This is a genomic window from Haloarchaeobius amylolyticus, assembly GCF_042678045.1.
Lineage (GTDB): Archaea > Halobacteriota > Halobacteria > Halobacteriales > Natrialbaceae > Natrinema > Natrinema amylolyticus_A.
On record NZ_JBHUDI010000007.1, the window covers coordinates 76010 to 98654 of the forward strand.

Consider the following 22645-nt stretch of genomic DNA (forward strand, 5'->3'; position numbering starts at 1 on the left):
CCACGTGAGCCTTACTGAGCCGATCGACTCGCCGAGACTACAACGGAAGAAAAGACTGACAGATAAGGACGGTTTATTTTAAAAATTTATACACCAAACTACTAAACATGAGTTGCTAAAGAAAGTGTTTTAGTACCCACACGAACAGATTTGTCGATCTCTCAATGACGAAATTAGCACGGTCCTCGAGAATACGTCCGATCTCCAGTACGACTACGTTCTCGGCGACGTCTCCGACTATGGCGTCTCCGGAAACGGACATGCACACTTCGATCTCGTCCACGAGGACTCCACGATCCACTGTGTAATCTTCAGTCATCGGCTCCGTTCGTTCGACATCACGATCGATGACGGGACGCACATCGCAGTCAAAGGAGAGCTGTCGTACTACGCAGCAAATGGCAGTGTCTCGCTCATCGTGGAGGACTTTGTCGAAGTCGGTGAGGGAAACTACCAGCAAACGTACCAAGAGAACAAGCGAATCCTCGAGGAGGACGGCCTCTTAAGCGAGAAAACAAAGCAATCACTCCCAGAGTTCCCTCGCCGGATCGGACTCGTCACGAGCGCAGACAGTGATGCCCGTGAAGATGCCGTCACCAGCATTCACGGCCGCCACCCTGACGTGGATATCGTCATCCACCATACGACTGTCCAGGGTGACGATGCGATGTTGTCGATGATGCAAGCGATCAGTGAACTCGATGATAACGCCCACATCGATGTGATCGTCCTAACCCGTGGTGGCGGATCAGAAAAGGACCTCCGCGTATTCAACGAGACGCCACTTTGTCGGGTGATTCACAACACCACAACACCATTCGTTGTCGGTGTCGGCCACGAAAACGATCGAACACTGGCTGACGAAGTCGCAGACAAGCGCGTTATGACGCCGACACACGCAGGCGAGATCGTACCCAAAAAGGAGGAGCTCGAAACCGAACTCGAGGGCGTCACTGATCGATTGGACCGTGCATACGAACGAAGCGTCCAGACCCAACTCGAGGCGACTGTGAATGACCTGGATACTGCCTACGAACAGCAGGTCGACAGAAACCTCGCTACGTTTTCAACAGACCTCGATCGCGCGTTTGAAGCGCTCCACGTCTGAACGGCTCACGACGCTTGAGACAGAACTCGAGCACGCGCTGGAATCTTTCGAACAGCAAAAAGCCCACGAGAAACAGAAAGTTCGGGAGCTTACAGGACGATTGAACAGTGCGTTCCAGCGGACAGTCAAGACACACCTCGAGGGCACAGAGGAGAGGCTCGATAATGCCTACAAACAGCAGGTCGACAGCAACCTCGCTACATTTTCAGCAGACCTCGACCACGCGTTTGAAGCGGTCACATCTGAACGGCTCACGACGCTTGAGACAGACCTCGATCACGCACTAGAGTCCTTCGAACAGCAGAAAGCCCACGAGGAAGAGAAAGAAGCAGTTGCGCAAGAGTACAGCGAGTCACAACGCCGGCAGCAGATCACGATCGCCGTACTCGTGATTCTCGTGTTGCTGTTGCTCGGCATCCTTCTGTTAAACCTATGAGCGACACACCAGACATCCCAGACGATGCATCGATTTCAGAGAAGACAGAGCGCCTCGAAGAGATTATCGCACAGCTCGAGGATGGAGAGGTCTCCCTCGAGCGAGCAAATGAGCTTCACACAGAAGGAAATCATCTTTTAGAAGACCTGAGAGAAGATCTGGATACTGGCGACGGAGCAATCACTGAAAATCGATAGCCTCGGTGTTACCATCGAACCTGAACGGATCCGTACCAGGTCAATCTGGTTCGTCTACCTGCTTGATCAGAAAGAAGAGAATGCCGTATAATACTTCCTCCGGTGTTGATTGCACCCGAATATCTGGTGAACAGACTGGTGAGTAGCTGTGTGAACTTAGCGTTGATTCTTCTACCATCTACCAGAGATGTTGACAGGGTCGTGCTGAATACACAGCGCGAATGCGGCACGAGATCGTGACCGATCTACGAAAGTGGTGATCGCTCAGTATAGGAACTGGTGTGATCAATCGAGAACTGTTTTAGCTCCCTGTCAGATTTAAGTAGGCCGACGGAGTCAGGATTCTTAACGTATGGGAGAAGATCGAAATCTTCTCGCTATCTGTGACCGATGCGGAAACGCATATGCAGCCATAACCACTGACGATGGCGAAATACTCCCTATTGGGGCTCGAAATGGTTGCAGATGCGGCGGGACATCGTTCTCCCAAGTAAGCAAAGAAGATTTTGGCGAAGCTACTGACGATGAGTGATCAGTATGCACCTGTAGTGAGCGGCTGGTTCACTGCTTTCGACGTGAAACAAACGAAATCGTCGTGCTGCACTAATGCTCTGTATTCAGCAGACTGTTTCTGACAGATATTGTATGGTAGATGGCTGCTCCGGTAATGCCTTCCCCTGTACTGAGTGAGTCTACTATCGAGCAAGCATACGACGCAATCCACGAGGACCAGCTTTGTGAAGTACTGAAACTTACTTGTCCCGTGGGTACTGAACACTAGAAACTCAATGGTCGAGATTCCAGATTCCCTTCGCTCTCTGTTCAGCGCTCCAATCGAAGAGCGAAATGGAACATACGTTGTTGAAGTTCCTTCGAGTGAAGTTGATCACGAGGCGTTGTCAGCCGACGAAACGTATCGCGTAGCGGTTCTTGAGTCTCCTGCCTCAACAGAGTCATCGATGCAACAGGGGACACAGCAATCTTCCTCTCAGGAGACCGTGAGCCACACCCCATCGGGACCTCCTGTCGAGGAAGGCGAGGTCCGCGACGTGACAATCGAGACTGTTGGCGATCAGGGCGACGGCATTGCAAAAGTCGAGCGTGGCTATGTCGTGATCGTCTCTGGAGCCCAACCTGGTGACGAACCTACCATCGAAATCGAGCAGGTTCAGAAGAACGTCGCATTTGCGAGTATTGTCGATAGCGACCCTCGAACACTGTGAAAGTCCAGCCAGATAGCCGAGAGCTTGATCTGTTTCCCTAATCTGCTTATACCGGTGATTTTCTGCGCCTGAGTGGGTGAGGCGCATACTCGTGTGCCTCGAAGCCACGAATGAGTACAAATCGACCACTCCAGAGCGACTCGCATCAAGATCGACCGACAGACGAGTACACGAGCGACCGCGATCGCAGCTATCCAGGAGACATTGCCCGACTGAACGGACACGAACTCGTCGCGATCGACGAGTGGCTTCCAGGCGCGGAGCCAACACCATACGAAATCGACCTCAGCGATGGCTACGAATATCGGACACGCTACTGGCGCTGCAGAAAGTGTAGCCAAGAACGCAACCATCGCGACGAGTTCACCACTCGCTGTGACAACCCCCAGCCGGCGACTGCACTCGAGGCAGGTGGCTACTCGATCGACGATCCACGAACACGCCGTGCACTGAACGAACGGCTCGACGTCCGCTTTGGGACAGTGGGCCCGATCTACGAAATCGGTAGTGAGAGCGGGAACACCTACGAGGTCGATATTGAGGCAACGACGTGTACGTGCCCCGATTTCGAGCAGCGCCAGCCAGACAACGGCTGTAAGCATCTTCGCCGTGTCGACCTCGAGATCCGCACTGGACTTGTCCCTGCGCCAGATGGCACGTTCAGCCGCTGACTGTCGAGTGATCTCGTCATGCGAGACGGTTTCTACCCCCCGAAAGGGGTGCGGGGGCTCGAAGGGAGCTCACCGCAGTAACCCATGAGACAAAGAGAGAGACAGCAATCACGTCGACAGCCACTGAAACGACTCGGTCCCTACATCGAGGGATCGCTAGATGACTGATCGCGACGAATGCCGGATGCCGACGTGTTCAGAACCTGCTCGTGATCGTGCAGGGTATTCTGGTCGGTTCTGTTCGGACAGCTGCGAGGTCCGCTACGAGCACCTCCAAGCGGACGCTCGAGATGCTGCAGTGGACGAAGCCGAGGATCGGTACTGATGCTCGAGCAGATCGATCACCGTGGCAAGCGCTTCACGATCGGTGACAAGGACGTTGTCGACGACGCTCGTGAACGTTGTCGGCGAGCCGAACTGCACGAACGGCAGGCTCAGCGAGAGATCCGTGAGCTCGAGCGTGCGAAGGCAGTCGCTGGATCAGACGGTGCTAATCCGAATGTCGAAGTACTCGAACGATGATACCAAACATTCCCCTCGTGGTGTGACCTCGAGTGATTCATTCTGCACACGGTGTGTATGGGTGTCGAAAAGCGATACGTCCGGTGGATCAAGGACAAAGATCAGCGCCGGACATGACTGAGGGGTGAGAATGATCGGACAATGTCGCGCGTAGCGGATCACGCGACAGATGATGTACCGATGTCCTCGTTATCCGCATCGAACACACCCACACACCACTCTGCAAGTGTTCATGGTCTTCCGAAAGAGTCCATGTAACAGATCAGAAGGTTTCTATTTATAAAGGAGGGTTCTAACACGGTTTTGAGGAGTGTTCTTGTTGGACTATTTCACAGAGTTTCTCTATTCTAAGCGTTTTAGAAGCCATTTCTATGAGTTGGCAAGTATAGTAACAACAACAACATTCATATTAGTACTAGCTAGTAGTATGGCATTCAGTTGAAATACTGGATATGACCCTCTCTACAGAATCATTGTGAGTAGTAAGATGCCGAATTTCTAGTGTTTCATGTGGTCTAATCTATTGTTTCCCCTCCTTATTCATTCTTCACCAGTATTTCATATGGAAATAGGGGGGAGGCTTTCGTGAGCGGCAGAACACTTGCAAGGTGGTGTGTGTGTGTCCTGGTGAAGAACACTTGTAACACTTGCAGGGTGGTCAGCAAAGTTTATGTTGGATTCGCTTGACTTTCTAGGTATGACTGATCTCGACGAAAATCCGTTCAATACAACGGATCCTATATTTAAACAAAAGCAAATCCTCAAGAAGGATGAAATGCCTGACAAAATCTTTCATCGAGACGATGAAATCCAGCAGTACACAATCGCTCTCGAAGATATCATTGTTGGGCATGATCCCAACAACGTCTTCATCTACGGCCCGACTGGTGTTGGGAAAACCGCTGTCACACTCTGGATGCGGAACAAGCTCAAGGAGAAAGCTGCGGAAACCGGCGTCCCGTTGAATGTAGTCGGGCCAATCAACTGTCGGAACTACAAATCAGCATACGCGCTCGCCACAGCACTCGTCAATGATTTTCGTCCGCCTGACGACCAATTACCGAACAGCGGATACTCCACTGACAAAGTATTCGACTTTCTATATCAGGAAATCGAGAACGCTGGGGGGAACGTGCTTATCATTTTAGACGAGATCGATAACATTCCACCGGATGCTCGAAATGATTTCCTCTACGAGTTACCTCGCGCTGAAGCGAACGAGAATACGCCGATCACAGACGCGAAAATCGGGTTAATCGGTATTTCAAACGATCTAAAATTCGTTGACGTGCTCGAGCCAAAAGTCAAGTCTACGCTCGGAGAACGGGAAATTAAGTTCGGGCCGTACAACGCGAATGAGCTTAACGATATTCTGGAGTATTATGCTGATATGGCGTTCAAAGATGGTGTCCTCGAAAAAGATGTGATCCCACTTGCAGCTGCATTCTCTGCACAAGAGCGCGGTGACGTTCGGCAAGGAAAACGGATCCTACAGAAAGCGGGTGAACTTGCCCGTATGGACGGTAAAGAAGTCGTGACTTCTGAACACACGCATGAAGCGACAGAAACTGTTGAAACAGACGAGATCTTGGATTATTTTGAGCAGGATCTCACATCGCATCAAGCGATGACGTACTTAGCGGCCGCACTCGCAGTCATCGAACCGAAGCAGGAAGCAACGACGAAACGGATTTATAAATTATATTCGTCTGTAGCGGAATCAGTCGTGTCCCGTGTAAAGAGTGAACGGAAAATCTACGAATTCTTGGATCAGTTATCCATGCAGGGCTTAGTACGATCGGCTGAGCAGAACCTTGGACGTGAAGGTGGTCGGCGGTACGTGTACGATATTACAGACGACCCACGTGATATTATCGAGGCTGCCCGCAAGTCATCGTACAACAATGCTGTTCCGAGTAATGTAGATGAAATGTTAGCCTATTATTTGGAAGAAGAAGCATCTGAATACGAAGCACCAGATATATCTGATCAACACCAAGAAAATCTATGGAAATTCACGTAGACTATACAGACTTTATTTCGATACAATAGTGAACACTTGCAAGATGGTGTCCCAATGTACAGCAAGAACACTTGCAGGGTGGTGTCCTAGTGAACCCAGACTCTGTATTCTACAGATCAGGAAGGCTGAATATCCTCAAAAACTGCGTGATTTAAAATAGCCCCAAATGGGGCACTTTAGCGCGTCTTAGCAGAGAAAACACTTGCAGGGTGGTGTCTATGTTATACCGTTACTATTGTTCGATTATTGCTAAATGATCTAGGGATCCAGAGTAGAGAACACTTGCAACATGGTGTCCCCACCAAACACGCTTTTCATTACGAGCATCTCCAAGCGGACGCTCGGGATGCTGCAGTAGATGAGTCAGAGGATCGGTACTGATGCTCGAGCAGGTCGATCACCGTGGCAAGCACTTCACGATCAGTGACGAGGACGGTGTCGACGATGTCGCTCGTGAACGGTGTCGGCGAGCCGAGCTGCTCGAGCGACAGGCTCAAAGAGAGATCCGTGAACTCGAGCGTGCGAAGGCAGTTGCTGGACCTGACAGTACAGATTCTGATATTGAAGTGCTCGACCAGCGACATGGAACGTTGGGGGACGGAAGACACACCGTATTTCCTGAGAAAACAGGGATGAAAATCCCCCTTCACAGATAGTTGAGGCCCCACTCACACAGAGTTTACTCTGCACACGGTGTGTCTCGAGTATCGAAAAGCGATACGTCCGGTGGATCGAGGACGAAGATCAGCACCGGACGGGACTGAGGGTGGGCGATGATTGAATCCGGGCAGTGTCGCGCGCAGTTGATCACGCGACAGATGATCTATCCGATGTCCTCATTATCAATCTCTTCCCGATTCCCAGTTACGCGGACGCGACCGCGCATGACACGAATCATCTGCCAGTCGAAAACACACTGAGAGTTCCGTTCTCAAATCGAGTACTCTTCTGCCAGTTCAACTAGGTCGTAGACGTGAATCCCAGTTTTGAACCAGAGCACCCGCTCGCTCGTTTTACCGAAGTCATCATTCGAGCAGTCTAACTGTTCGGAGACTGCGACAAGGAGATTCTCAGCATCTGCCTGGCGTATTTTCTTCAGCTTCGACTCGAGATACTCGGGTGTCCAGAATCCGATGATCTCGAGAATCGCTCGCCGGCCATCCGGATGCTCGATCGCGAAATCGGGGATCATCACCTCATCACCGAGGTCAAACACATCGTTTTCGCGTAGTAACTCCCAGTCCGTGGTCGCTCGCTCCCATTTCTGGGCGAGTGTCTGCTCGAGATCGCTATCGAACTGCCTGCCGGTACTGTAGTGTGAATCGAGTCCGTCAGTGTCGTCTAGTCTGAGTTGCCGTGTCTCACCCGCTGTCTCATCGACAAGTACTGTGGCAGTCATCTCCCAGCGGTCACAAAGAGGCAGTGCTGGCAGAAAATTCGCCAGCCGGATGCCGTACTTTTGTGATTGAGAGAACAACGACGCTGGCCCGTCAAGTATGGCCTCGTAGCCATCAGCACAGTCGGTTCGTTCGACACGCTTGCCATCAGAATTGATCGGATAGATCCGATGCATCAGTCCGAAGAGTTTGACATAGCTGAATACTGTCCCGAAATGATCCCAGACACGGATCCGCATCTCAGTTGCGTCGTAGAGGACTGCCTGGGCGAGCGCAAGATTGTAGCGAGTTACCAGCCAGTCGACCGTCAGGTCAGTGTGTTCGTACTCGCCGTCACTACTGCCAGTCAGTGTCGTGGTCGTAGTCGATTGCTCGCCAGTCTCGGCGTACTGGTCAGCGGTCCGCGTGCCGATCTGGACAAGTCGTTTGTTCTCCTCGAGGTCAGCATACATCCCGCGGTAGCATGCTTCGAGTGTGATACCCAACTCATCAGCAACTGCACTATACACCTCGATCTTCTGTGTGTCGTCACCGAGCGTAGGCTGGCGAACAACCGGATACCGCTCGTTGGCTTTCTCGAACAGGGTCTGGCGGATCTCACGAGGCTCAACCGGAGACGTGACTTCGAATTCACACTCGTCCAGAAGCAGTTTCGCAAGTCCCTGGACGATCTTGTAGTCGGTATCCGCCACAGTGAGTTCGTCGATTGCGTCTTCGAGATCGCCTTTTGGCTCACCAAGATGGGCATCGAACAGCGCAATGAGTTCGCGTGCCGTCTCTCGATAGTTCTCGTCCGTTGGATCGATAAACAGCGGCTTGATTTCATCACCAGTGGTACGAGAGCGAGCCAGATCAGCCGTCAGCATTCGTCGTCACCCCCTGTCGGCGCTGTTGGGACACGTATGTTTCCATCGTGTCTGCCGTGATAATCTCATAGAGTCGGGCCGGCTGGCGGTCATCCGTCGGCCGGAGGATGCGTCCAAGCCGCTGGGCATACTGCCGTTTCGATGCGCTTCCTGACAGGATAATCCCCACGTTCGCAGCGGGAACGTCAATACCCTCGTCGAGCACCTGAGACGTTGCCAGCATCGAGTACTCGCCAGTCCGAAACCGCTCGAGAATCTCGGTGCGCTCGTCCGTCTTCGTTTGATGGGTAATGCAAGGGACGATAAACTCCTGAGAGATTTCGTAGGCGAAGTCATTGTTCGCAGTGAAGATTATCGCGCGATCGTCGTGGTGACGTTTGAGCAGATTGTCGAGCGTCTCGAGTTTTTTCTCTGCCGTTCGGGCGATGCGTTCGGCGCGCTGCTTGGCGATGAGTGCCCGCCGTCCCTTCGGATCGTAGGACGTCCGTTTGAGGAACTCCTGATAACCCTCCTCTTTCCAGAGATCAAACTCGTGGCTATCGACGTAGTCGCGATAGATCTGGTACTCCTCGTCGTATGTCTCCCGTTCCTCTGGCGTGAGCTCGACAGACATGTGGATGGTTTCGTACTCGCTGAGGTACTCGCCAGCAAGTTCGTCGACAGCCTCTTCATAAACAACCGGACCGATGAGATCCTCGAGGAGCTCATGCTTTCCGTCAGGCCGTTCGTAGGTAGCAGTCAGTCCCAACCGATACGGTGCAATCGTCATTTCGGGGATCTGCCGGTAGGTCGGCGCTGGCAGGTGATGTTCCTCGTCGACGACGAGTAAGCCGAACTGGTCGCCGTATTCGTTGATGTAGCGGTAGGCACTATCGTAGGTAGTGACGGTGATTGCGGTGACCTCGTGGCTGCCGCCGCCGAGAACGCCGATCGGTTCTGTGAGCTGATCGCCAAAGGCGTTGGTGAGTGTGGCGTGCCACTGATTCATCAGATCAATCGTTGGTGTCACGACAAGCGCACTCACGCCGGCGTCAGCAATTGCTTGCAGCCCAAGAAACGTCTTCCCGCTGCCAGTCGGGAGAACAACACTCCCCTGGCGGCCATGGTCGATCCAGGCGTCGAGAGCGGCCTGCTGGTAGTCACGTGGCTCGATGTGGAGTGTTGGCGTAAGATCGAGTTCCGGGTAGCTTCGAGCAGCATCGTGGAGAGACATAGAACGTGGTAACGCATCTTGAAGTGTTGTTTGTCCGTTGCTGTCGGACCAGCCATCAGCCCATTCGAGAAGTTCCCGATACCGATAGGCCTGCACGCGGTACTCATCAATGCGGTCATCCCACTTCGCAAAGGGGATGTCAGCAGGCGCATCATGGAGCACGAGTGTCCCGTCGTCGAATTCGATCCGCATTCGGTGTGTAGTTCGAAGGGGCCAGTCAGATTGAGTCTGTGGTTTCCAACAAGCCCTTTTCAAATCCACTATGCCATGACAATAGTTCTACCTCTACATTCAGAGATGTATAAACATCCTATAGATGAGTGCATGTTATTACATCTAGGAAATGCAATACAGGATAATAGCCAGAAGTGGCGCCGAGAGCTGTACCGACATGCGAATGTTGTCGGATATTTTGGAAATGAAGAATACAGTACATCACATGAGCTCGAGAATAAGATAGGATTCTAACTAAAGAACCCATTACGTCCGGTTGACCCCTGAATGTCCAGAAAAGCTGTTATGGCCTATCTATCAAGCTAAGGACATCATTAAACCGATTTTCCTCAGTCAAGACATTGACCGTAGTATCCAAATCCGTGTTCAACTCCCAGTAGTACTTTGGACCGCCACGCGATCCGCCACTGCGTTTCGCCCCTGAGACGACACCAATCATATCTAGATCATGGAGATGACTGCGAACCCGACGCATTGCGATCGAGTTCGTGTCCACATGAGACGTGATATCTGTGTACCGCGAGTACACCTCTGGTGTTGGCGCTGGTGTTTCATTCCCTGTTGCCAACGAAGTGAGTGCTAGCAATGCCAACTGATCCTGTATTGTCAAATCACGGATGCCCTGCGCGATGTTCATCTGCTCAACATGGTCCTCGGCCTTACGGACATGCTCCTCACCGACCTGCGGTTCGTCGTTAAGAGCTGCGAACTCACCGGCCTTGTACAGATACCGAATTGCCTGCCGTGCCGATCCTAGATCTTGGGCAGCAAGCGCCGCTGCTAGTGCGATAGCTTCCTGCGTGACAGCACTATCGACAAACGCTTTCTCTGACCGACGGTTGAGAATGCTCCGCAGTTGATCAGCATCATACGGTGGAAAGTCAACCGCCTCGGGGTCAAGCCCCGAGGCTTGTCAGTGAACTCCCGTTCTACCCGAGTAACTCGGTAGGCGTGTAGTCGCCGTTCACGTTCAACGTCCCTGACTTGAGGGCTAGCTGACTGTTAGCCCATCCACTGCGAGACTTCTGCCCGCGATGGATATACCCGCAATACCGATTCGCGATGTTCTTCGCTGCGTTGTAATCCGCGTTCACCTCGTACCCACACGATTGACACGCGAACTGCTTGTCGTCACGATTATCCTCGTGGGTAAACCCACAGTGCGAACACCGCTGGCTCGTGTACGCGGGATTCACCGTGTCCACGAACAACTCCGTGGACTCGACCTTGTACTCCACGAGTTCCATGAACTTCGCATACGTCCACTGCTGGAACTTCGAGCCATTGGCGATATTCTCGCGGATATGGTTGAGGTTCTCGAAGATGATGCCGTCCACGTCCGCGTCTTGGGCTTCTTCGATAAGGTCGTTCGCACGGTTGTGGAGCCAGTCAAGCGACCAGTTCGAGAACCGACTGCCGAGAGACTGAATCGTGAGGTGAGCCGACCGAGTGCCCACCTGTTGGAGGCGTCCACGCCGTTGTTCGTACTGGTCGCGCTTGTGGTTGAGGTGGTCTGCGCTCCCGAGGAATGCGCCGGTACTGGTGACGGCGAACGCGCCAGTCACGTTCAAGTCCACGCCGAGAACCACTCCGTTCTCGGGGGTTTCATCATCGTGACTGGCTTCTTGACGTTCCGTTCCGTCAACCACGTAGTCCGGATTTTTCAGCGTGACGTGCAGGTAGAACGTGTCGCCTTGCTCGTCGTACTGAAGCGTGGCGCTGGAGGCATCCCAGTCGTCTCTCTCGTAGTATCGACCGAACGGCGTACCCTCACGTTCGTCCTCGGGTGGAAGGACGTATTCACAGGTGACTCTGCCATTCGGCGTGGAGAGCGTGGCGTGGTCGTCGTTGAACGTCGCACTCCGCTTGTCGTACACCACGCTCCACGAGTCGAACTCGGGCTGACTCGTCTTCTCGCCCTGTTTCAGTTTCTCGACGCCACCTGTGACGGCTTCGATGGCGCGTCGGATGCCCTTCTGGACGAGGTTGGCGGTGAGGTCGGTTTCCTCACGCAGCTCACCGTATAGGGCGTTTTCAGCCTTTGACTTACTGGTGATGCAGTAGTCGTCGTACCGCCATGCCCACTCGCTAGTGCGGTTGGCACAGTGCAGAAATTGGGTTTTGGTTTGATGGAGGTCGCCACGACGCTCTTCGGGTACATCGAGTTTGATGGGTACGGTGCGTCGTGGCGCGTCGTCCATCCGTGGTTCACATTCACGGCTGTTACCTAATAATGGTTTACGTATAGGTGGGGAGTCGGCCTTGCCATCGAGCGTGGTGAGTTTCATCGAGTGTCGGCTTCCTCCCCGACCTCAAGGGTCGGGGCATCCGCCTTGTACCGCCTGTGACCTACCACGCTCTACTCGCTCACGGCTGATCCCGTCCGCTCCTTGAGGACGGGAACTTAGCACCCTCTCTTTCAGCTAATCCGTCGACCGTCTATGCTAGTCCTTCTATTTCTACATTCAAGAATGTGGTTACATGGGTTACATTTCCTCCTGTAGATCATTCCTATATTGTGCAGAATTCACTCACGGGTCTGAATTCCGATAACGTGGTGAAGTTCACTCATGTCTCTACATGATCTCTTTCCATCACACTTTATACTGTGGCTACGTGAACTATCTTCTATGGCTAGCGATTCCGAGATCACGAAAAAACCTCGAGCTGTCGCAGTGAACGTCCTCAAAGGTGGTTTTGGGAAATCAACTACTGCGATCAATCTCGCACGAGAACTTGCAGAGCGAAACGGCCGTGTTCTCCTTGTTGATCTCGACGATAACGGCCACACCACATTCAATCTTGGCTACCGTGACCAGTACGAATCCGACAACCACGTTCAAGAGGTCCTACTTGACGGCGCTGATCCGTTAGATCATGTTGTTCCAGTTACCGATGACCTTGATCTTCTGCCGTCCCATGAAGCTCTCGAGGAGGTGGAGACAAATCTGAAATCGGCAATGGCCTCGAGTCAACGACTTAACCGTAACGTCGTTGATCCTCTACTTGGAGATACATACTCCTACATCGTTGTCGATACGCCGGCCAATCGAGGAAAGCTCAACGACAATGCCTTGTTTGCAACAAAGAATCTCATTGTCCCGCTCCGTCCAGAGAGTGGATGGGAATCTGGGATCACACAGACGAACAAACGCCTGATCCAAGAAGCGCGCCAGTACTTCGACCTCAAATTGCTTGCACTTGTTCCAACTGATCTTAGCGAACGCCTCGATCAGGACACTCGAGACCGAAACCTGCTGTACGCGATTAACAGCCGTGATGAGCTTGCATCGTGCGTCCCAAACTTCGCACATCTCTCTGCGGCTGATTGGGAAGCAATCGACGCTGGCAACTACAATGGTGATCTCCCAGGTATCCGTCACCGTGCTAGTATCGATAAAGCACATCGTGCTCGCAAACCGCTACGCGATTATGATCCAGAGTGTGACCAGCTCAAGTGTTATGAGGAACTTGCCCAAATCGTCGAAAACGGCGGGGTGATGCGGTAATGCCGTTCGACGACCTTGCTGACGAGTCGGAGGAATCTGATCCCGGTGACGAGGCGCTGGATGAACTTGCTGGCACCCTTGCAGATGACTCCACAGCAGGGGAAGAACCGTCAGGAAATGACACTACGTCTGAGGATCGTGATACCGTCTCAGCATACGATTCTCAAACAGAGCCAGCATTCCCGACTGCGAAGACACAGACACAGCATTCGATCTACTGCCTTCCTGAGACGTGGGACACGGTTGATGGTGCATCTGGCCTTCTCTTCGAAGCCGAGATTATGCTCCGTCGCGATGGCTATGAAGCTGTGCAGAAACGTGAACTGCACAATGCATTGCTGAAATCTGCAGCGCAACAGTTGACTCCCGAGGATATTGCTGAGGTCTTTGTTGCGACTCGAGAAGACCGAGAATCTGGACCACTCCTCTCAGACGAATCATAAGCAAGGCGAGCGCCTCGAGGCGTGACTCCGAGGCAGTTTACACTTACTGCTGTTTTGAGGATGTCGTCCGACTTGACTGTAATTCTCGGACGAAGCAATTGCGGTAACTAGAGGTATGTGCTGACCGTTGGGGTTTCTACTCGTTACGGAGGATGTCTGTAGCCTCAGGCAAGATACAGGGTAAGTCGGTGTCTTGTTGATTGGGGATGCTACTGACCTCTGCTGCGCCACACATCTGGTAGCTGCCCGTCCGTGTGCGTCAGTCAACCAGACAGCGACCGGCGATCTCGAACGAGCACTCGCCGAATGCGTAGAGATTCCCGTTGTTCGACCCGACGAAGACGAGGTCAGAGGTAACTGCTGGGGTCCCTGTCCTGGCTTGCTCGTTGTGGCCTATCTCCGCATGACCGAGTTCCTCGCCCGTTGCAGCGTCGACGACAAACAGGTGGACGTACGTCGTATCACGCTGGATCCACCCCAGCGCGTAGACTGCATCACCAGAAACGACCGGCGTAGAGTCGAGACCCATATACGGTTTGTCCGGCGAGAACCTGCGCTGGTCTTCGTCATCAACGTCGCCACCGAAGCGCCACACTCGCTCACCAGTCTCGAGCCGGCGGGCCTCGAGGCCGTAGTTTGCGACGTGATAGATCAACCCATCAGCGACGGTAAATTCCGCCTCGGCCCAGTGGACCCCGATCGACTGCCGCCAGCGAAGCGAGCGATCACGACGGTCTATTGCGACGAGTGTGTGCTCGTTGCCCCGTCGAAGTGGCACAAGTAGCAGGTCGTCGACGACGGTTGGGGTGCCGTTGAGAGGCCCTTTCCAGCGCCAGCGTTCTACACCTGTCGCCATATCGAGTGCAACAAGTCCGCCACTGTCGAACGCAACGTAGACCACGTTGTCGGTCCCAGCCAGTTGCCACATCCCGTCCCACTCGGAGAATGGCACGTTCCAGCGTTCGTTCCCGGTCGCGGGATCAATGCCGAAGACGATTTCGTCCTGACGGTCTTCGACGAGTGTATCGTACGTTCCCGTCACGACTATGTCGTCAGTCACGACGGGCGTGACGACATCAGGCTTTTGCTGGCCGCGATAGAGATTGTCGAAAGTCCACCGAATCTCACCATCGGTGGTGAGCATCGTCAGCCCAGGCTTGGTCTGGAGGAACAACCGGTCCTCATCGACGACCGTCGAGTCCGAGTGGTATAAATAGTGGCGCTCGTTGGTCCGGAAGAGTTCGGTCGTCCACCGAGAGTCGCCGGTCGCTGCGTCGAACGCCTCGATCCACGCCCCACCGCGTTCGTCACCTCGCGATGCCTGTGAGTGGGCAAAGTAGAGCACGCTGTCGTCAACAATCGGAGAGGGATCGACTACGCTACTGCGCAATCGCTCCTGTCGCCAGACGGTGTGGAGGTCCGTCGTCGGACCCTCTGTGGTCGAGTATCCGGTGTGGGCATTATTCAGCGTACGTCTGGGCCAGTTGCCGTCGGCGGTCGGTTTCTCGGTCGAGATGCACCCTGCGAGTGCACCGATCCCGGTGGTACACGTTGCGAGAATCGACCGGCGGGTAGAGGGCATTGGTACATGAGTGACAAAATTGTAAAATATATGTTTTGGTCGCCCGTCACGAGCGTTATCGGAGACGAGGAGTCATCCGCCAGTAAGGTCTTCTCGAAGCCGGATACCACGGTTCCAGAATCTCGAGATATTCGCGGACGCAGCGCTCGCGGTAACTACAGATGCGAACTGACCGTAGCGTACAAACATTACCCCTCTTCTTTCTCTTCTGTTTGGAGTTCGTTGATCTGCTTCTCTAACTCGTGGCGCTGGTAGAATTGTTCACCCATTGCTAATCCAATTATTAGCCCGAATGCGGCTCCTAACACATGAAAAAGAAGAAATCCGATAATCATACACATGATACCGGGGATGAGAAGAGAACTAGTCTTCGAGGTCATATTTTATATTCCACCACTTATGTGTATATCCGTTTCCATTTAGCGGGAGAGCGGCAACTGAATTGATTGCTGCCCCACAACCGCCTGTCCAACTGTTCTCCACTTCTCGGGAACACAGAACCAACGCTCAGTCCAGATGCGTATCAGTCAGCGAAGCAGCGAGAGTCCCGAGGAGGATCCCTCCCAAATCATGAACCCGTCCTTAACCGGAACAAGGCCGTCGATCGTGCCGAGGTGGTACTCGGCGCGTGACCAACTGATTCGCTCCTCGCCTGTCGTTCGGTCATAGACACTAACCCCGTCGTTTGTCCGTCCGAACGCGACCCAGTTATCGCCGACCACTGGACGGCCGGTGACGATGCCGGTATCGACAGCCCAGCGGATCTCGCCCGTGGCGGCATCAAGTGCCACGCTCGTGGTCCCGGTACCGGCGGGAACGAATACCTCGTCTCCAGCCACCGCAAGTCCGGCGTCGATTTTGTTGACACCGGGAAGCGAGTGAGACCAGTATACCTCTCCGGTTCTGGCGTCGATAGCGTAGGCTGTCCCTTGGTAGTCGGCGACCCAGACCGTTCCATCGAGAACTGAGGCGGACCCAACAAACTCACCTGAAACGCGCCAGCGCTCTTCGCCGTTCAGGTCGTACGCGAAGATACCGCTGACCTGCGAGTCGCTTCGGGTTGTGTAGATACCGTCGTCGTCGAGGGCCAGCGTTTCGCCGGCACCCTCGAGCCATTGAACCGTTCCAGTACGGATGTCGACGGCGGCGGGACTGAATCCAGCGACGTAGATGCTGTTGTCGAGAACTGCGGCAGAGGTATCGCTGAAACCGACGGCGTCAGCTCGCCAATACCGTTCTCCCGAGGTACTGTTGAGAGCAGTCAGGTGATCCGTTCCTGGGATAAAGATAGCCCCACAGGCGAGTACCGGTGCAGCAGTGATGCCGACATCGAGATCTCGACTCCAGCTCGGCCCGTCCGTCGGCGTGTTGAGGTCAACCGCGACAAGTCCACCGGTTACGGGTATATACGCTATCCCGTCCGCGACCACAGGGGGATTCGAGGCGTGTTGCTGTCCACGATCATTGCCTCGGACGCCGGCGAGCAGGTCCACAGCGGTGGCGTCAGGTGCTGGCGGAGCGGTGTCAGTCTGACCGGTGCGTCCGGAGTCACCACCGGCGGTCGGCCATGATCCAGTTGGAGCGTTACAGGGGTCTTCGATCGGGGTATCGCCCCTAAGTTTGCGTCGAATTCGACCGACACAGCCGGCCGTTCCGACGGAGGCGGTAGTACCGATGGCCGACAGGAGGGCTCTTCGGAAGGGCATCGAATTACAGTGTAATAGACAGCAAAAAGAACATTATGAACGAGCGTAACGTCGGTTAGATATGGGCGAGGAACTCATCGACCGGTACAGCAGAGAGCTGTCTCAGTTATCTTGTTTGCCTTCTTGATAGCCCGTTCGTCCTGCCTTGACAGATGTTCGGAGTAGCGTATAGATGCCTACAAGGAGTCTGACCGCAAGAACAGTCACTCCGAATATACCAAGCACCTCACCAACCGGCGGACTGGTGATCTGGGTGAACGAGGAAACAAATGCGCCTGCGACCAGCAAGCCTATACCTATCCAGAAGGATTCATTGCGCTGGGAAAGAGCAGTAAGCGTACCAGCGATCATGCGTAGTTATCTCCAGGTCTGAATATAGTATTTTGGAGTGTGAATTTGAGATAATTGCAGTCACAGCAACCTCAGGAACCTCCTGGAAAGAAGTTTTAGAGAGCTTTCCTTCATTGCTCAGTATAAGAGTTATAGTTATCACTATTAGTCTATTTCACATTTATATGGAGTCGTACGTCAAATTCTTGTTCGTTGCTACGACGAGTCTGATCGTTGGTATTCCTCTTTATTTGGCTATCTTTGAGCCAAGTGTACTCTCGCTTGATCTGTTCACTAGTTTTGGGTTTTGGATTCCTCTACTCAGTATACTCCTCGTAATGCTCTTCGGATTTTGGGTGGGACAACAAACAGATCTCCCATAGCCAACCGCGCTCAAATCGATTGCTCAGTATAGGTGAAAGCGTTACCAGAGCAGCTACCTAACTTTTGGATAGACGTCGGAAACGAGCTGCTGAATATAGGGAAAACACGTACTGGACGAAAGCACAAAAATATTATCAATCAATCACATCTAATCTATCATGTTCCCTCCCCTGTCTCGCCGTGGTGCGCTTCAATTCGGAGGTATGATTTGTAGCTTAGGTTTAGCTGGATGTATCGATCTGTCTCGGTCTGAAGAACAGACATTAAGGATTAATAAAATAGAATTTCATAATTACACTCCCAACGAACAGTCCGTGCTGGTAATCGTCGAAGACGACGGTGAACAGGTGTATGATGGGTTTACCGCGGTTCCGCCAGCAGTTGATGGCTCACCCACAGTCGAAAAAGTTGAGGACCTGCCTGTGGAGTCCGGTGTCTATGATATCTACTTCAATCTTGCTCGACGGCCGGAAGATATAGAAGGTGAATTCTGGGCCCGTGCCGACGATACAGATGCTGAATGTCGAGAATATCGCCTCAATATTGAACTAGACGACAATGGTGAGCCGCTGTTTGGAGTATACCAGTCAAGTTGCTAAATTCTAAGGCGTATACTTTATAATTACTTTTGTTAATACATATTTCGCAGTAGTAAATGCCTGCTGAATTGTTAAGTAAGCAGACATACTTATCGGCTAATTCACCGCAGAGGTGGCTGTAACCAACACCGAATAAGACTTTTATGACCCCTTTTTGCTTGCATGTACCCGTACCAGAGATACGCCTGGATACGCCTGAACGGCCACCTGTGCACGGCAGCTCGGTATTCTGTTCTATTTGTCTTCACAGAATACCTAAATAGTTTCAATATCTGTCTACAGAACAGAAAAGAAATATAGCGAGCGTAAATGAATATTGATCTGGACTATGGTCTTCGAGTCCCTCCTCGTGCTTGTGTTGCTCGCGTTCACCTTCTCGGGATTGTGTCTGTGCTATGCGATCGCCGCCGACGCGAGTGCTCGAGGAGCAAGCGGTCTCTTCTGGGGGGTGTTCGTCTTTGGTCTCTTCCCGTTAGCCGTCCCTGCGTACCTGTTGTATCGGACGAGATTACCGACCCGAACTGAGCCTGCAGGACAGCTCGAACAGGTGCTTGGCGCATATGGTATTGGCGGGACCGTGGCAGTAATCGTCTCGTCAGTCCTGACGCCGCCCGACCCATTTAGCCTGCTCGTGTACGGGCTGCCACTGCTCATCGTGCTTGTTCCTGCGGCGTTCGTCCTCTGTTACGACCCTAGCTGGAGAACGCTGGCGTCGTGAGTCCCATTACAGATCCATCCCACCAGCCGACGTTGATCATTTGTTTTCAAGGGCGTCAAGAATACATGCGGAGGCGATGACGGCCTCTTTTGGGACGTCGCTGGCGTCATCGATGCTGACCGTGTAGGCGTCCCGCAGTGAGAGCTTTCCCTCAATGTCGCCGACGTGGTTTCCGCTGGCGTCGAATATCTCGTACTTGTTCGGGATGAGGTTCGCAACGGAGACGAGGTGTCGGAGTGCCGAGAGAGGTTTGCTCTTCGATTGGATAGTCGCCAACGCCTCCCCGGTGTCGGGGTCACGGATTGTCCAGTTCTCGACGAACAGCGAGAAGTCCTCGTCGAGGACGACGACCTCTTCGCCGGTTCCCGCGTCCGTGATCGCGTAATTCCCCGCCACGTCCATAATACCGCCCGCCTTCACCGTGAACGCGTCCTCGCCGTTACCGGTGACGAACGGGAACTCCTCTTTCATCTTGAACATCTTCTGCTTCCCGCGCAAGACGACGTTACCAGCGCTGTCACGGACGGCATACTTGTTCCGGATCGCTGACTGCTTGACCTCGTAGCGGTCGTCATTAAGGTCGACAGTGGAGAGATCGTAGCTTCCTGGCGGAGAACCAGGTGAGGAGGGCTCAGCCATGGGTGACGAGTGATCAGATTTCAAGAAAAAACTTTTGATGGCCTCAGTGAATCACTATGCAACGTCAAGTTTGATTGTCACTTGGCGAAGCAACACAGTCTGGTTGGACGGTCGTGGGGGGTGGGGGCTAGGCAGGGGAAATGGGAAGCGCTCGCTGGCATCCGTAGAGACCGTCAGATGACGAACTGTTCGATAAGGACCCAAAGCGTTACTGCCAGCACGAAGACCGTCACACCAAGAAACGGAAGGTCATTGTCTCGTCGTACGAACGCACCGCCTTCGTGGCGAAACCAGTCGCGGACGATGAACCTAATATATAAATTTGTATCATGTTCAAGCTTGTTAGCTAATATTCGTGTCTGCTAACAGTTGATTCGTGTTTCTTGACTGAGAGTGATTGTTCCTTATTAAGCGTTAGTGTAAATCCGAGTTTCAACCCGAACGTAGGAGTCTCCTTCGAGGGGCGTCCTCGGTGAAGCGTAGTGTTTTCATCGAATCTGTAAGTACCGGGTGGAAGACACGTTTCGTTTTGATACCCGTACACAGCGTACTGCTGGCTACTGGTTTCTCCCGGTTCGAGTTCCTTGGACATTCCGAGTAGGTCGATTACCACATCTTGTGTCACGTTCCAGCACTGGTTTTCAGCGGTCGTCGGAATTGGATCGGTCTCACCTATCCAATTCACTGGATTCTTGTCTTCCGAGACATTAGGGATAAGGATGAGCCGGTTCTTGTCCGACGCTCCACCGCTCAAATACGATGTGAATGGCGGCGTTGCACCTGTAAAGAGAGTCATCGGCATCTCTGTAGTGTTTGTCAGAGCGGCGTGAATCCGAGCAGGATGATTATCTGTGAACTGTTCCTCTACTCTTATATCAAATTTAACACCATCCGTCGTTATCGGTGTTGAGGTCTGATTGGGGGACTCGTTTGATTTTTCAGGGTCGTAGTTAGCGGCACAACCAGCAAGTGCAAGCGCGACGGATGTTCCTACTATTTGCAGGGCAGTACGCCGATTATAGGGAGAGGGCATCTGTGAGTAGACGTATGTATTCGGATGTTATAATTTTTCTTTGAGTCAGAAAGAGGATATAATAACATCTATGTTGGTGAACAGACATAAATCGATTCAGCAGATAGTCGACTGACGTAGAGTAAAGTACCACAAGGCGGGTGACCCGTGGAACTCTCGCTGTACTCTCTAGACTTTCTTTTAGTCATCGATCTAACCGAAACAGCGCATCACAGACCCGCTATAACCGCTTTAGTCTCAACTTCCAATCACGACCGGAAGTTGGGATCGCTCCTCTCAATGCATACAGCATTCTGGCGCAGTTCATAAATAGTATGAAGACGTAGTCTGAAATAGAACGATGGCACGAATCACCGGGTCGTATCCAGACGACCTCGACCTCCTCATTGAGGGTGCTGTCGAGGCTGGTGTATTTGGTGGCAAGAGCGATGCGCTGCGAGAGTTCGTGCGTGAATATTTCGAGGACCATGAAAACGAGCGTATTGCAGCTGCGGTCGCCCTCTACGAACGTGAGCGGATCACGCTCGGTGATGCTGCGAGACTTGCTGATGTCGACCGCTGGACGATGCGTGATATCCTCCGCGAGCACGGCGTCGAACTCCGGCTTGGGCTATCTGATGAGGAAGATGCGGCCTATGAAGTAGAGGCAGCGAGCGAACTCGAATTCGGTGGTAAGGACTCGGACGACGAGGAGTCACGTGCGAATGACAGGTGACGATATCAATATTCCAGCGAATCCGAGCGTCCTGAACACGACTGTCCTCTCGAATTTTGCGTATATCGACCAGCTGTGGGTGGTTGCAGGACTGTCTGGTATCTGCGCGGTTCCAGTCGTTCGCGAGGAACTCGAAAACGGCGTTGATGACCATCCGTATCTCCAGTCAGCACTCGATACACTCGAAGACGAGATTCCAGTCGCAGCGATTTCGGACACGGTCGCAAACAGAGAGGCAGTCGTCAGTAGTCATCTCGACCCTGGTGAAGCACAGGCGTTCGCCCTCGCTGACGCACACGACGGCCGACTGCTAACCGACGACGGGGATGCCCGATCGTTTGCGAAAGAACAGGGCGTAACCGTTGTCGGGTCGGTTGGGGTTCTGTTGGCTGCAATCGATGCTGGGAAGATCGATGAAACGACTGCTGACGAGTGGCTGTCGACATGGATCGATGAAATTGGGTACTATGTCCCGTATCGTACGATCTCGAAATATCGATGACGGGAGTGCTCGGAGTTCGAAACGCCTGATGCCCGCTGGGAAGGCTAACTATCCCTACATCTACCATTTCGATCCATAAGTAATAGTGATCGATCTATGACTGGAATTGCGTGACAGTCGAGGCGATTTCGCTTTTGGTCGGTTCGCCGGTAAACTCCACAACTCTATCGCCTACACCAAAGGCGTATTTCTGGTAGGAGACGTCGACGTGAATCCAGCATTCGATGTCAGCGTCTGTCGAGTCATACTCGCCCTCACTTGCGTTCTCTCCTTGCTTCAGCACATCAAGCAGGTATTCTTCGATACGCGACGCGTTCGAGATTCGCAAGAGATGATCGGCAGCGATGTTGTCAAGCACCTCTGCTGGGGTACCATATCCCTCGCCTACGAGATAGAACTCGCCATAGTACTCGTGTGACCCGATCTGAACACAGAGTGTATATGTTTCAGCCATATCTGTAGTTGACAGAGACCATGCATCAGAATGCCTATTCATAAATAGTATCTGTACCGATGGTTCCGTGAGCAAGGTTTAGTCCGGATACTGTACAACTACGTCATATGTCTTCCACTGCCAGTTGGCACACGATCCGTG

25 protein-coding genes and 1 pseudogene are annotated in these 22645 nt (G+C 52.9%); 15 read left to right on the forward strand and 11 right to left on the reverse strand.

The annotated features are described in order from the left end of the window. Positions 1–172 precede the first annotated feature (172 nt). The 9 genes and pseudogenes from xseA to ACFR99_RS12870 form a co-directional block, all read left to right on the forward strand. The gene (gene xseA / locus ACFR99_RS12830) at positions 173–1108 is read left to right on the forward strand and encodes an exodeoxyribonuclease VII large subunit (protein WP_390288037.1); all 936 of its coding nucleotides are present in this window, start codon (positions 173–175) and stop codon (positions 1106–1108) included. Then, entirely contained in the window at positions 1089–1544 is a 456-nt protein-coding gene (locus ACFR99_RS12835; RefSeq protein ID WP_390287960.1) for a hypothetical protein, read from the forward strand. Before xseA ends, ACFR99_RS12835 begins: the two co-directional genes overlap by 20 nt. Then, positions 1541–1741 carry an exodeoxyribonuclease VII small subunit gene (gene xseB / locus ACFR99_RS12840; protein ID WP_390287961.1) on the forward strand — a complete coding sequence of 67 codons (201 nt, stop codon included), beginning with the start codon at positions 1541–1543 and terminating at the stop codon, positions 1739–1741. Before ACFR99_RS12835 ends, xseB begins: the two co-directional genes overlap by 4 nt. Before the next feature lie 788 nt (positions 1742–2529). Continuing rightward, positions 2530–2964: a TRAM domain-containing protein gene (locus ACFR99_RS12845; RefSeq protein ID WP_390287962.1), complete on the forward strand. Its 435-nt coding sequence runs from the start codon at positions 2530–2532 to the stop codon at positions 2962–2964. A 110-nt stretch (positions 2965–3074) separates the two neighbouring features. Continuing rightward, positions 3075–3635, forward strand: a complete 561-nt coding sequence (locus ACFR99_RS12850) for a hypothetical protein (RefSeq protein WP_390287964.1) — start codon at positions 3075–3077, stop codon at positions 3633–3635. A gap of 160 nt (positions 3636–3795) precedes the next feature. After that, complete coding sequence (locus tag ACFR99_RS12855) at positions 3796–3960, forward strand: hypothetical protein (protein WP_173834931.1); 165 nt, start codon at positions 3796–3798, stop codon at positions 3958–3960. After that, positions 3960–4157: a hypothetical protein gene (locus tag ACFR99_RS12860; protein ID WP_246972148.1), complete on the forward strand. Its 198-nt coding sequence runs from the start codon at positions 3960–3962 to the stop codon at positions 4155–4157. Before ACFR99_RS12855 ends, ACFR99_RS12860 begins: the two co-directional genes overlap by 1 nt. A 697-nt stretch (positions 4158–4854) precedes the next feature. After that, entirely contained in the window at positions 4855–6180 is a 1326-nt protein-coding gene (locus ACFR99_RS12865; RefSeq protein WP_246972150.1) for a Cdc6/Cdc18 family protein, read from the forward strand. A gap of 380 nt (positions 6181–6560) precedes the next feature. After that, positions 6561–6758 (forward strand): annotated as a pseudogene (locus ACFR99_RS12870) (hypothetical protein); the annotation flags it as partial. A gap of 353 nt (positions 6759–7111) precedes the next feature. Here the strand turns inward: ACFR99_RS12870 and ACFR99_RS12875 are convergent. The 4 genes from ACFR99_RS12875 to ACFR99_RS12890 all read right to left on the reverse strand — a co-directional run bounded on the left by ACFR99_RS12875 (position 7112) and on the right by ACFR99_RS12890 (position 12091). Beyond that, positions 7112–8443: a DUF790 family protein gene (locus ACFR99_RS12875; RefSeq protein ID WP_390287967.1), complete on the reverse strand. Its 1332-nt coding sequence runs from the start codon at positions 8441–8443 to the stop codon at positions 7112–7114. Further along, the gene (locus ACFR99_RS12880; protein WP_390287969.1) at positions 8430–9848 is read right to left on the reverse strand and encodes a DEAD/DEAH box helicase family protein; all 1419 of its coding nucleotides are present in this window, start codon (positions 9846–9848) and stop codon (positions 8430–8432) included. The genes ACFR99_RS12875 and ACFR99_RS12880 overlap by 14 nt, the downstream gene beginning before the upstream one ends. A 325-nt stretch (positions 9849–10173) precedes the next feature. Continuing rightward, the gene (locus ACFR99_RS12885) at positions 10174–10746 is read right to left on the reverse strand and encodes a Cdc6/Cdc18 family protein (RefSeq protein ID WP_390288039.1); all 573 of its coding nucleotides are present in this window, start codon (positions 10744–10746) and stop codon (positions 10174–10176) included. A gap of 73 nt (positions 10747–10819) precedes the next feature. After that, positions 10820–12091 (reverse strand): RNA-guided endonuclease InsQ/TnpB family protein, encoded by a 1272-nt coding sequence (locus ACFR99_RS12890; RefSeq protein ID WP_390287971.1) that lies wholly within the window; start codon positions 12089–12091, stop codon positions 10820–10822. Between the two features lie 429 nt (positions 12092–12520). Here ACFR99_RS12890 and ACFR99_RS12895 point away from each other — a divergent pair, with 429 nt between their 5' ends. Both ACFR99_RS12895 and ACFR99_RS12900 read left to right on the forward strand, forming a co-directional pair. Further along, the gene (locus tag ACFR99_RS12895) at positions 12521–13399 is read left to right on the forward strand and encodes a ParA family protein (RefSeq protein WP_390287973.1); all 879 of its coding nucleotides are present in this window, start codon (positions 12521–12523) and stop codon (positions 13397–13399) included. Continuing rightward, positions 13399–13842, forward strand: coding sequence for a DUF7970 domain-containing protein (locus tag ACFR99_RS12900; protein ID WP_390287975.1), 444 nt, complete (start codon positions 13399–13401; stop codon positions 13840–13842). Before ACFR99_RS12895 ends, ACFR99_RS12900 begins: the two co-directional genes overlap by 1 nt. Positions 13843–14101: 259 nt before the next feature. Here ACFR99_RS12900 and ACFR99_RS12905 read toward each other — a convergent pair whose 3' ends face one another. The 4 genes from ACFR99_RS12905 to ACFR99_RS12920 form a co-directional block, all read right to left on the reverse strand. Continuing rightward, the gene (locus ACFR99_RS12905; protein WP_390287977.1) at positions 14102–15424 is read right to left on the reverse strand and encodes an outer membrane protein assembly factor BamB family protein; all 1323 of its coding nucleotides are present in this window, start codon (positions 15422–15424) and stop codon (positions 14102–14104) included. A gap of 188 nt (positions 15425–15612) precedes the next feature. Continuing rightward, on the reverse strand, positions 15613–15804 hold the full coding sequence (locus ACFR99_RS12910) for a hypothetical protein (protein ID WP_390287979.1): 192 nt from the start codon (positions 15802–15804) through the stop codon (positions 15613–15615). A gap of 147 nt (positions 15805–15951) precedes the next feature. Continuing rightward, positions 15952–17130: a PQQ-binding-like beta-propeller repeat protein gene (locus ACFR99_RS12915; RefSeq protein ID WP_390287981.1), complete on the reverse strand. Its 1179-nt coding sequence runs from the start codon at positions 17128–17130 to the stop codon at positions 15952–15954. 102 nt (positions 17131–17232) lie between these two features. Continuing rightward, positions 17233–17481: a hypothetical protein gene (locus ACFR99_RS12920; RefSeq protein WP_390287983.1), complete on the reverse strand. Its 249-nt coding sequence runs from the start codon at positions 17479–17481 to the stop codon at positions 17233–17235. Positions 17482–18002: 521 nt separating this feature from the next. On the opposite strand from ACFR99_RS12920, the gene ACFR99_RS12925 reads away from it, so the two are divergent. Next, a complete protein-coding gene (locus ACFR99_RS12925; protein WP_390287985.1) occupies positions 18003–18443 on the forward strand; it encodes a hypothetical protein in 441 nt (146 codons plus the stop codon). Positions 18444–18771: 328 nt separating this feature from the next. Beyond that, complete coding sequence (locus tag ACFR99_RS12930; RefSeq protein WP_390287987.1) at positions 18772–19161, forward strand: hypothetical protein; 390 nt, start codon at positions 18772–18774, stop codon at positions 19159–19161. A gap of 36 nt (positions 19162–19197) precedes the next feature. On the opposite strand, the gene ACFR99_RS12935 is transcribed toward ACFR99_RS12930, so the two are convergent. Both ACFR99_RS12935 and ACFR99_RS12940 read right to left on the reverse strand, forming a co-directional pair. Further along, positions 19198–19800, reverse strand: coding sequence for an LURP-one-related/scramblase family protein (locus ACFR99_RS12935; protein WP_390287989.1), 603 nt, complete (start codon positions 19798–19800; stop codon positions 19198–19200). Positions 19801–20146: 346 nt separating this feature from the next. Beyond that, entirely contained in the window at positions 20147–20833 is a 687-nt protein-coding gene (locus ACFR99_RS12940) for a hypothetical protein (protein ID WP_390287991.1), read from the reverse strand. A 340-nt stretch (positions 20834–21173) separates the two neighbouring features. On the opposite strand from ACFR99_RS12940, the gene ACFR99_RS12945 reads away from it, so the two are divergent. Together ACFR99_RS12945 and ACFR99_RS12950 are read left to right on the forward strand one after the other, a co-directional pair. Continuing rightward, a complete protein-coding gene (locus ACFR99_RS12945) occupies positions 21174–21548 on the forward strand; it encodes a UPF0175 family protein (protein WP_390287993.1) in 375 nt (124 codons plus the stop codon). Next, positions 21538–22050 carry a PIN domain-containing protein gene (locus ACFR99_RS12950; protein WP_390287995.1) on the forward strand — a complete coding sequence of 171 codons (513 nt, stop codon included), beginning with the start codon at positions 21538–21540 and terminating at the stop codon, positions 22048–22050. Before ACFR99_RS12945 ends, ACFR99_RS12950 begins: the two co-directional genes overlap by 11 nt. A gap of 94 nt (positions 22051–22144) precedes the next feature. Here ACFR99_RS12950 and ACFR99_RS12955 read toward each other — a convergent pair whose 3' ends face one another. Next, a complete protein-coding gene (locus tag ACFR99_RS12955) occupies positions 22145–22504 on the reverse strand; it encodes a hypothetical protein (protein WP_390287997.1) in 360 nt (119 codons plus the stop codon). Between the last annotated feature and the right edge of the window lie 141 nt (positions 22505–22645).

Bases quoted from the DNA above. Each gene is read 5' to 3' on its own strand.
- ACFR99_RS12850 (WP_390287964.1), top strand. From the start codon at position 3,075: ATGAGTACAAATCGACCACTCCAGAGCGACTCGCATCAAGATCGACCG.
- ACFR99_RS12900 (WP_390287975.1), top strand. From the start codon at position 13,399: ATGCCGTTCGACGACCTTGCTGACGAGTCGGAGGAATCTGATCCCGGT.
- ACFR99_RS12950 (WP_390287995.1), top strand. From the start codon at position 21,538: ATGACAGGTGACGATATCAATATTCCAGCGAATCCGAGCGTCCTGAAC.
- ACFR99_RS12875 (WP_390287967.1), bottom strand. From the start codon at position 8,443: ATGCTGACGGCTGATCTGGCTCGCTCTCGTACCACTGGTGATGAAATC.
- ACFR99_RS12895 (WP_390287973.1), top strand. From the start codon at position 12,521: ATGGCTAGCGATTCCGAGATCACGAAAAAACCTCGAGCTGTCGCAGTG.
- ACFR99_RS12855 (WP_173834931.1), top strand. From the start codon at position 3,796: ATGACTGATCGCGACGAATGCCGGATGCCGACGTGTTCAGAACCTGCT.
- ACFR99_RS12920 (WP_390287983.1), bottom strand. From the start codon at position 17,481: ATGATCGCTGGTACGCTTACTGCTCTTTCCCAGCGCAATGAATCCTTC.
- xseB (WP_390287961.1), top strand. From the start codon at position 1,541: ATGAGCGACACACCAGACATCCCAGACGATGCATCGATTTCAGAGAAG.
- ACFR99_RS12905 (WP_390287977.1), bottom strand. From the start codon at position 15,424: ATGCCCTCTACCCGCCGGTCGATTCTCGCAACGTGTACCACCGGGATC.
- ACFR99_RS12945 (WP_390287993.1), top strand. From the start codon at position 21,174: ATGGCACGAATCACCGGGTCGTATCCAGACGACCTCGACCTCCTCATT.
- ACFR99_RS12860 (WP_246972148.1), top strand. From the start codon at position 3,960: ATGCTCGAGCAGATCGATCACCGTGGCAAGCGCTTCACGATCGGTGAC.
- ACFR99_RS12940 (WP_390287991.1), bottom strand. From the start codon at position 20,833: ATGCCCTCTCCCTATAATCGGCGTACTGCCCTGCAAATAGTAGGAACA.
- ACFR99_RS12930 (WP_390287987.1), top strand. From the start codon at position 18,772: ATGGTCTTCGAGTCCCTCCTCGTGCTTGTGTTGCTCGCGTTCACCTTC.
- ACFR99_RS12865 (WP_246972150.1), top strand. From the start codon at position 4,855: ATGACTGATCTCGACGAAAATCCGTTCAATACAACGGATCCTATATTT.
- ACFR99_RS12915 (WP_390287981.1), bottom strand. From the start codon at position 17,130: ATGCCCTTCCGAAGAGCCCTCCTGTCGGCCATCGGTACTACCGCCTCC.
- ACFR99_RS12935 (WP_390287989.1), bottom strand. From the start codon at position 19,800: ATGGCTGAGCCCTCCTCACCTGGTTCTCCGCCAGGAAGCTACGATCTC.
- ACFR99_RS12925 (WP_390287985.1), top strand. From the start codon at position 18,003: ATGTTCCCTCCCCTGTCTCGCCGTGGTGCGCTTCAATTCGGAGGTATG.
- ACFR99_RS12955 (WP_390287997.1), bottom strand. From the start codon at position 22,504: ATGGCTGAAACATATACACTCTGTGTTCAGATCGGGTCACACGAGTAC.
- ACFR99_RS12890 (WP_390287971.1), bottom strand. From the start codon at position 12,091: ATGGACGACGCGCCACGACGCACCGTACCCATCAAACTCGATGTACCC.
- ACFR99_RS12880 (WP_390287969.1), bottom strand. From the start codon at position 9,848: ATGCGGATCGAATTCGACGACGGGACACTCGTGCTCCATGATGCGCCT.
- ACFR99_RS12845 (WP_390287962.1), top strand. From the start codon at position 2,530: ATGGTCGAGATTCCAGATTCCCTTCGCTCTCTGTTCAGCGCTCCAATC.
- ACFR99_RS12910 (WP_390287979.1), bottom strand. From the start codon at position 15,804: ATGACCTCGAAGACTAGTTCTCTTCTCATCCCCGGTATCATGTGTATG.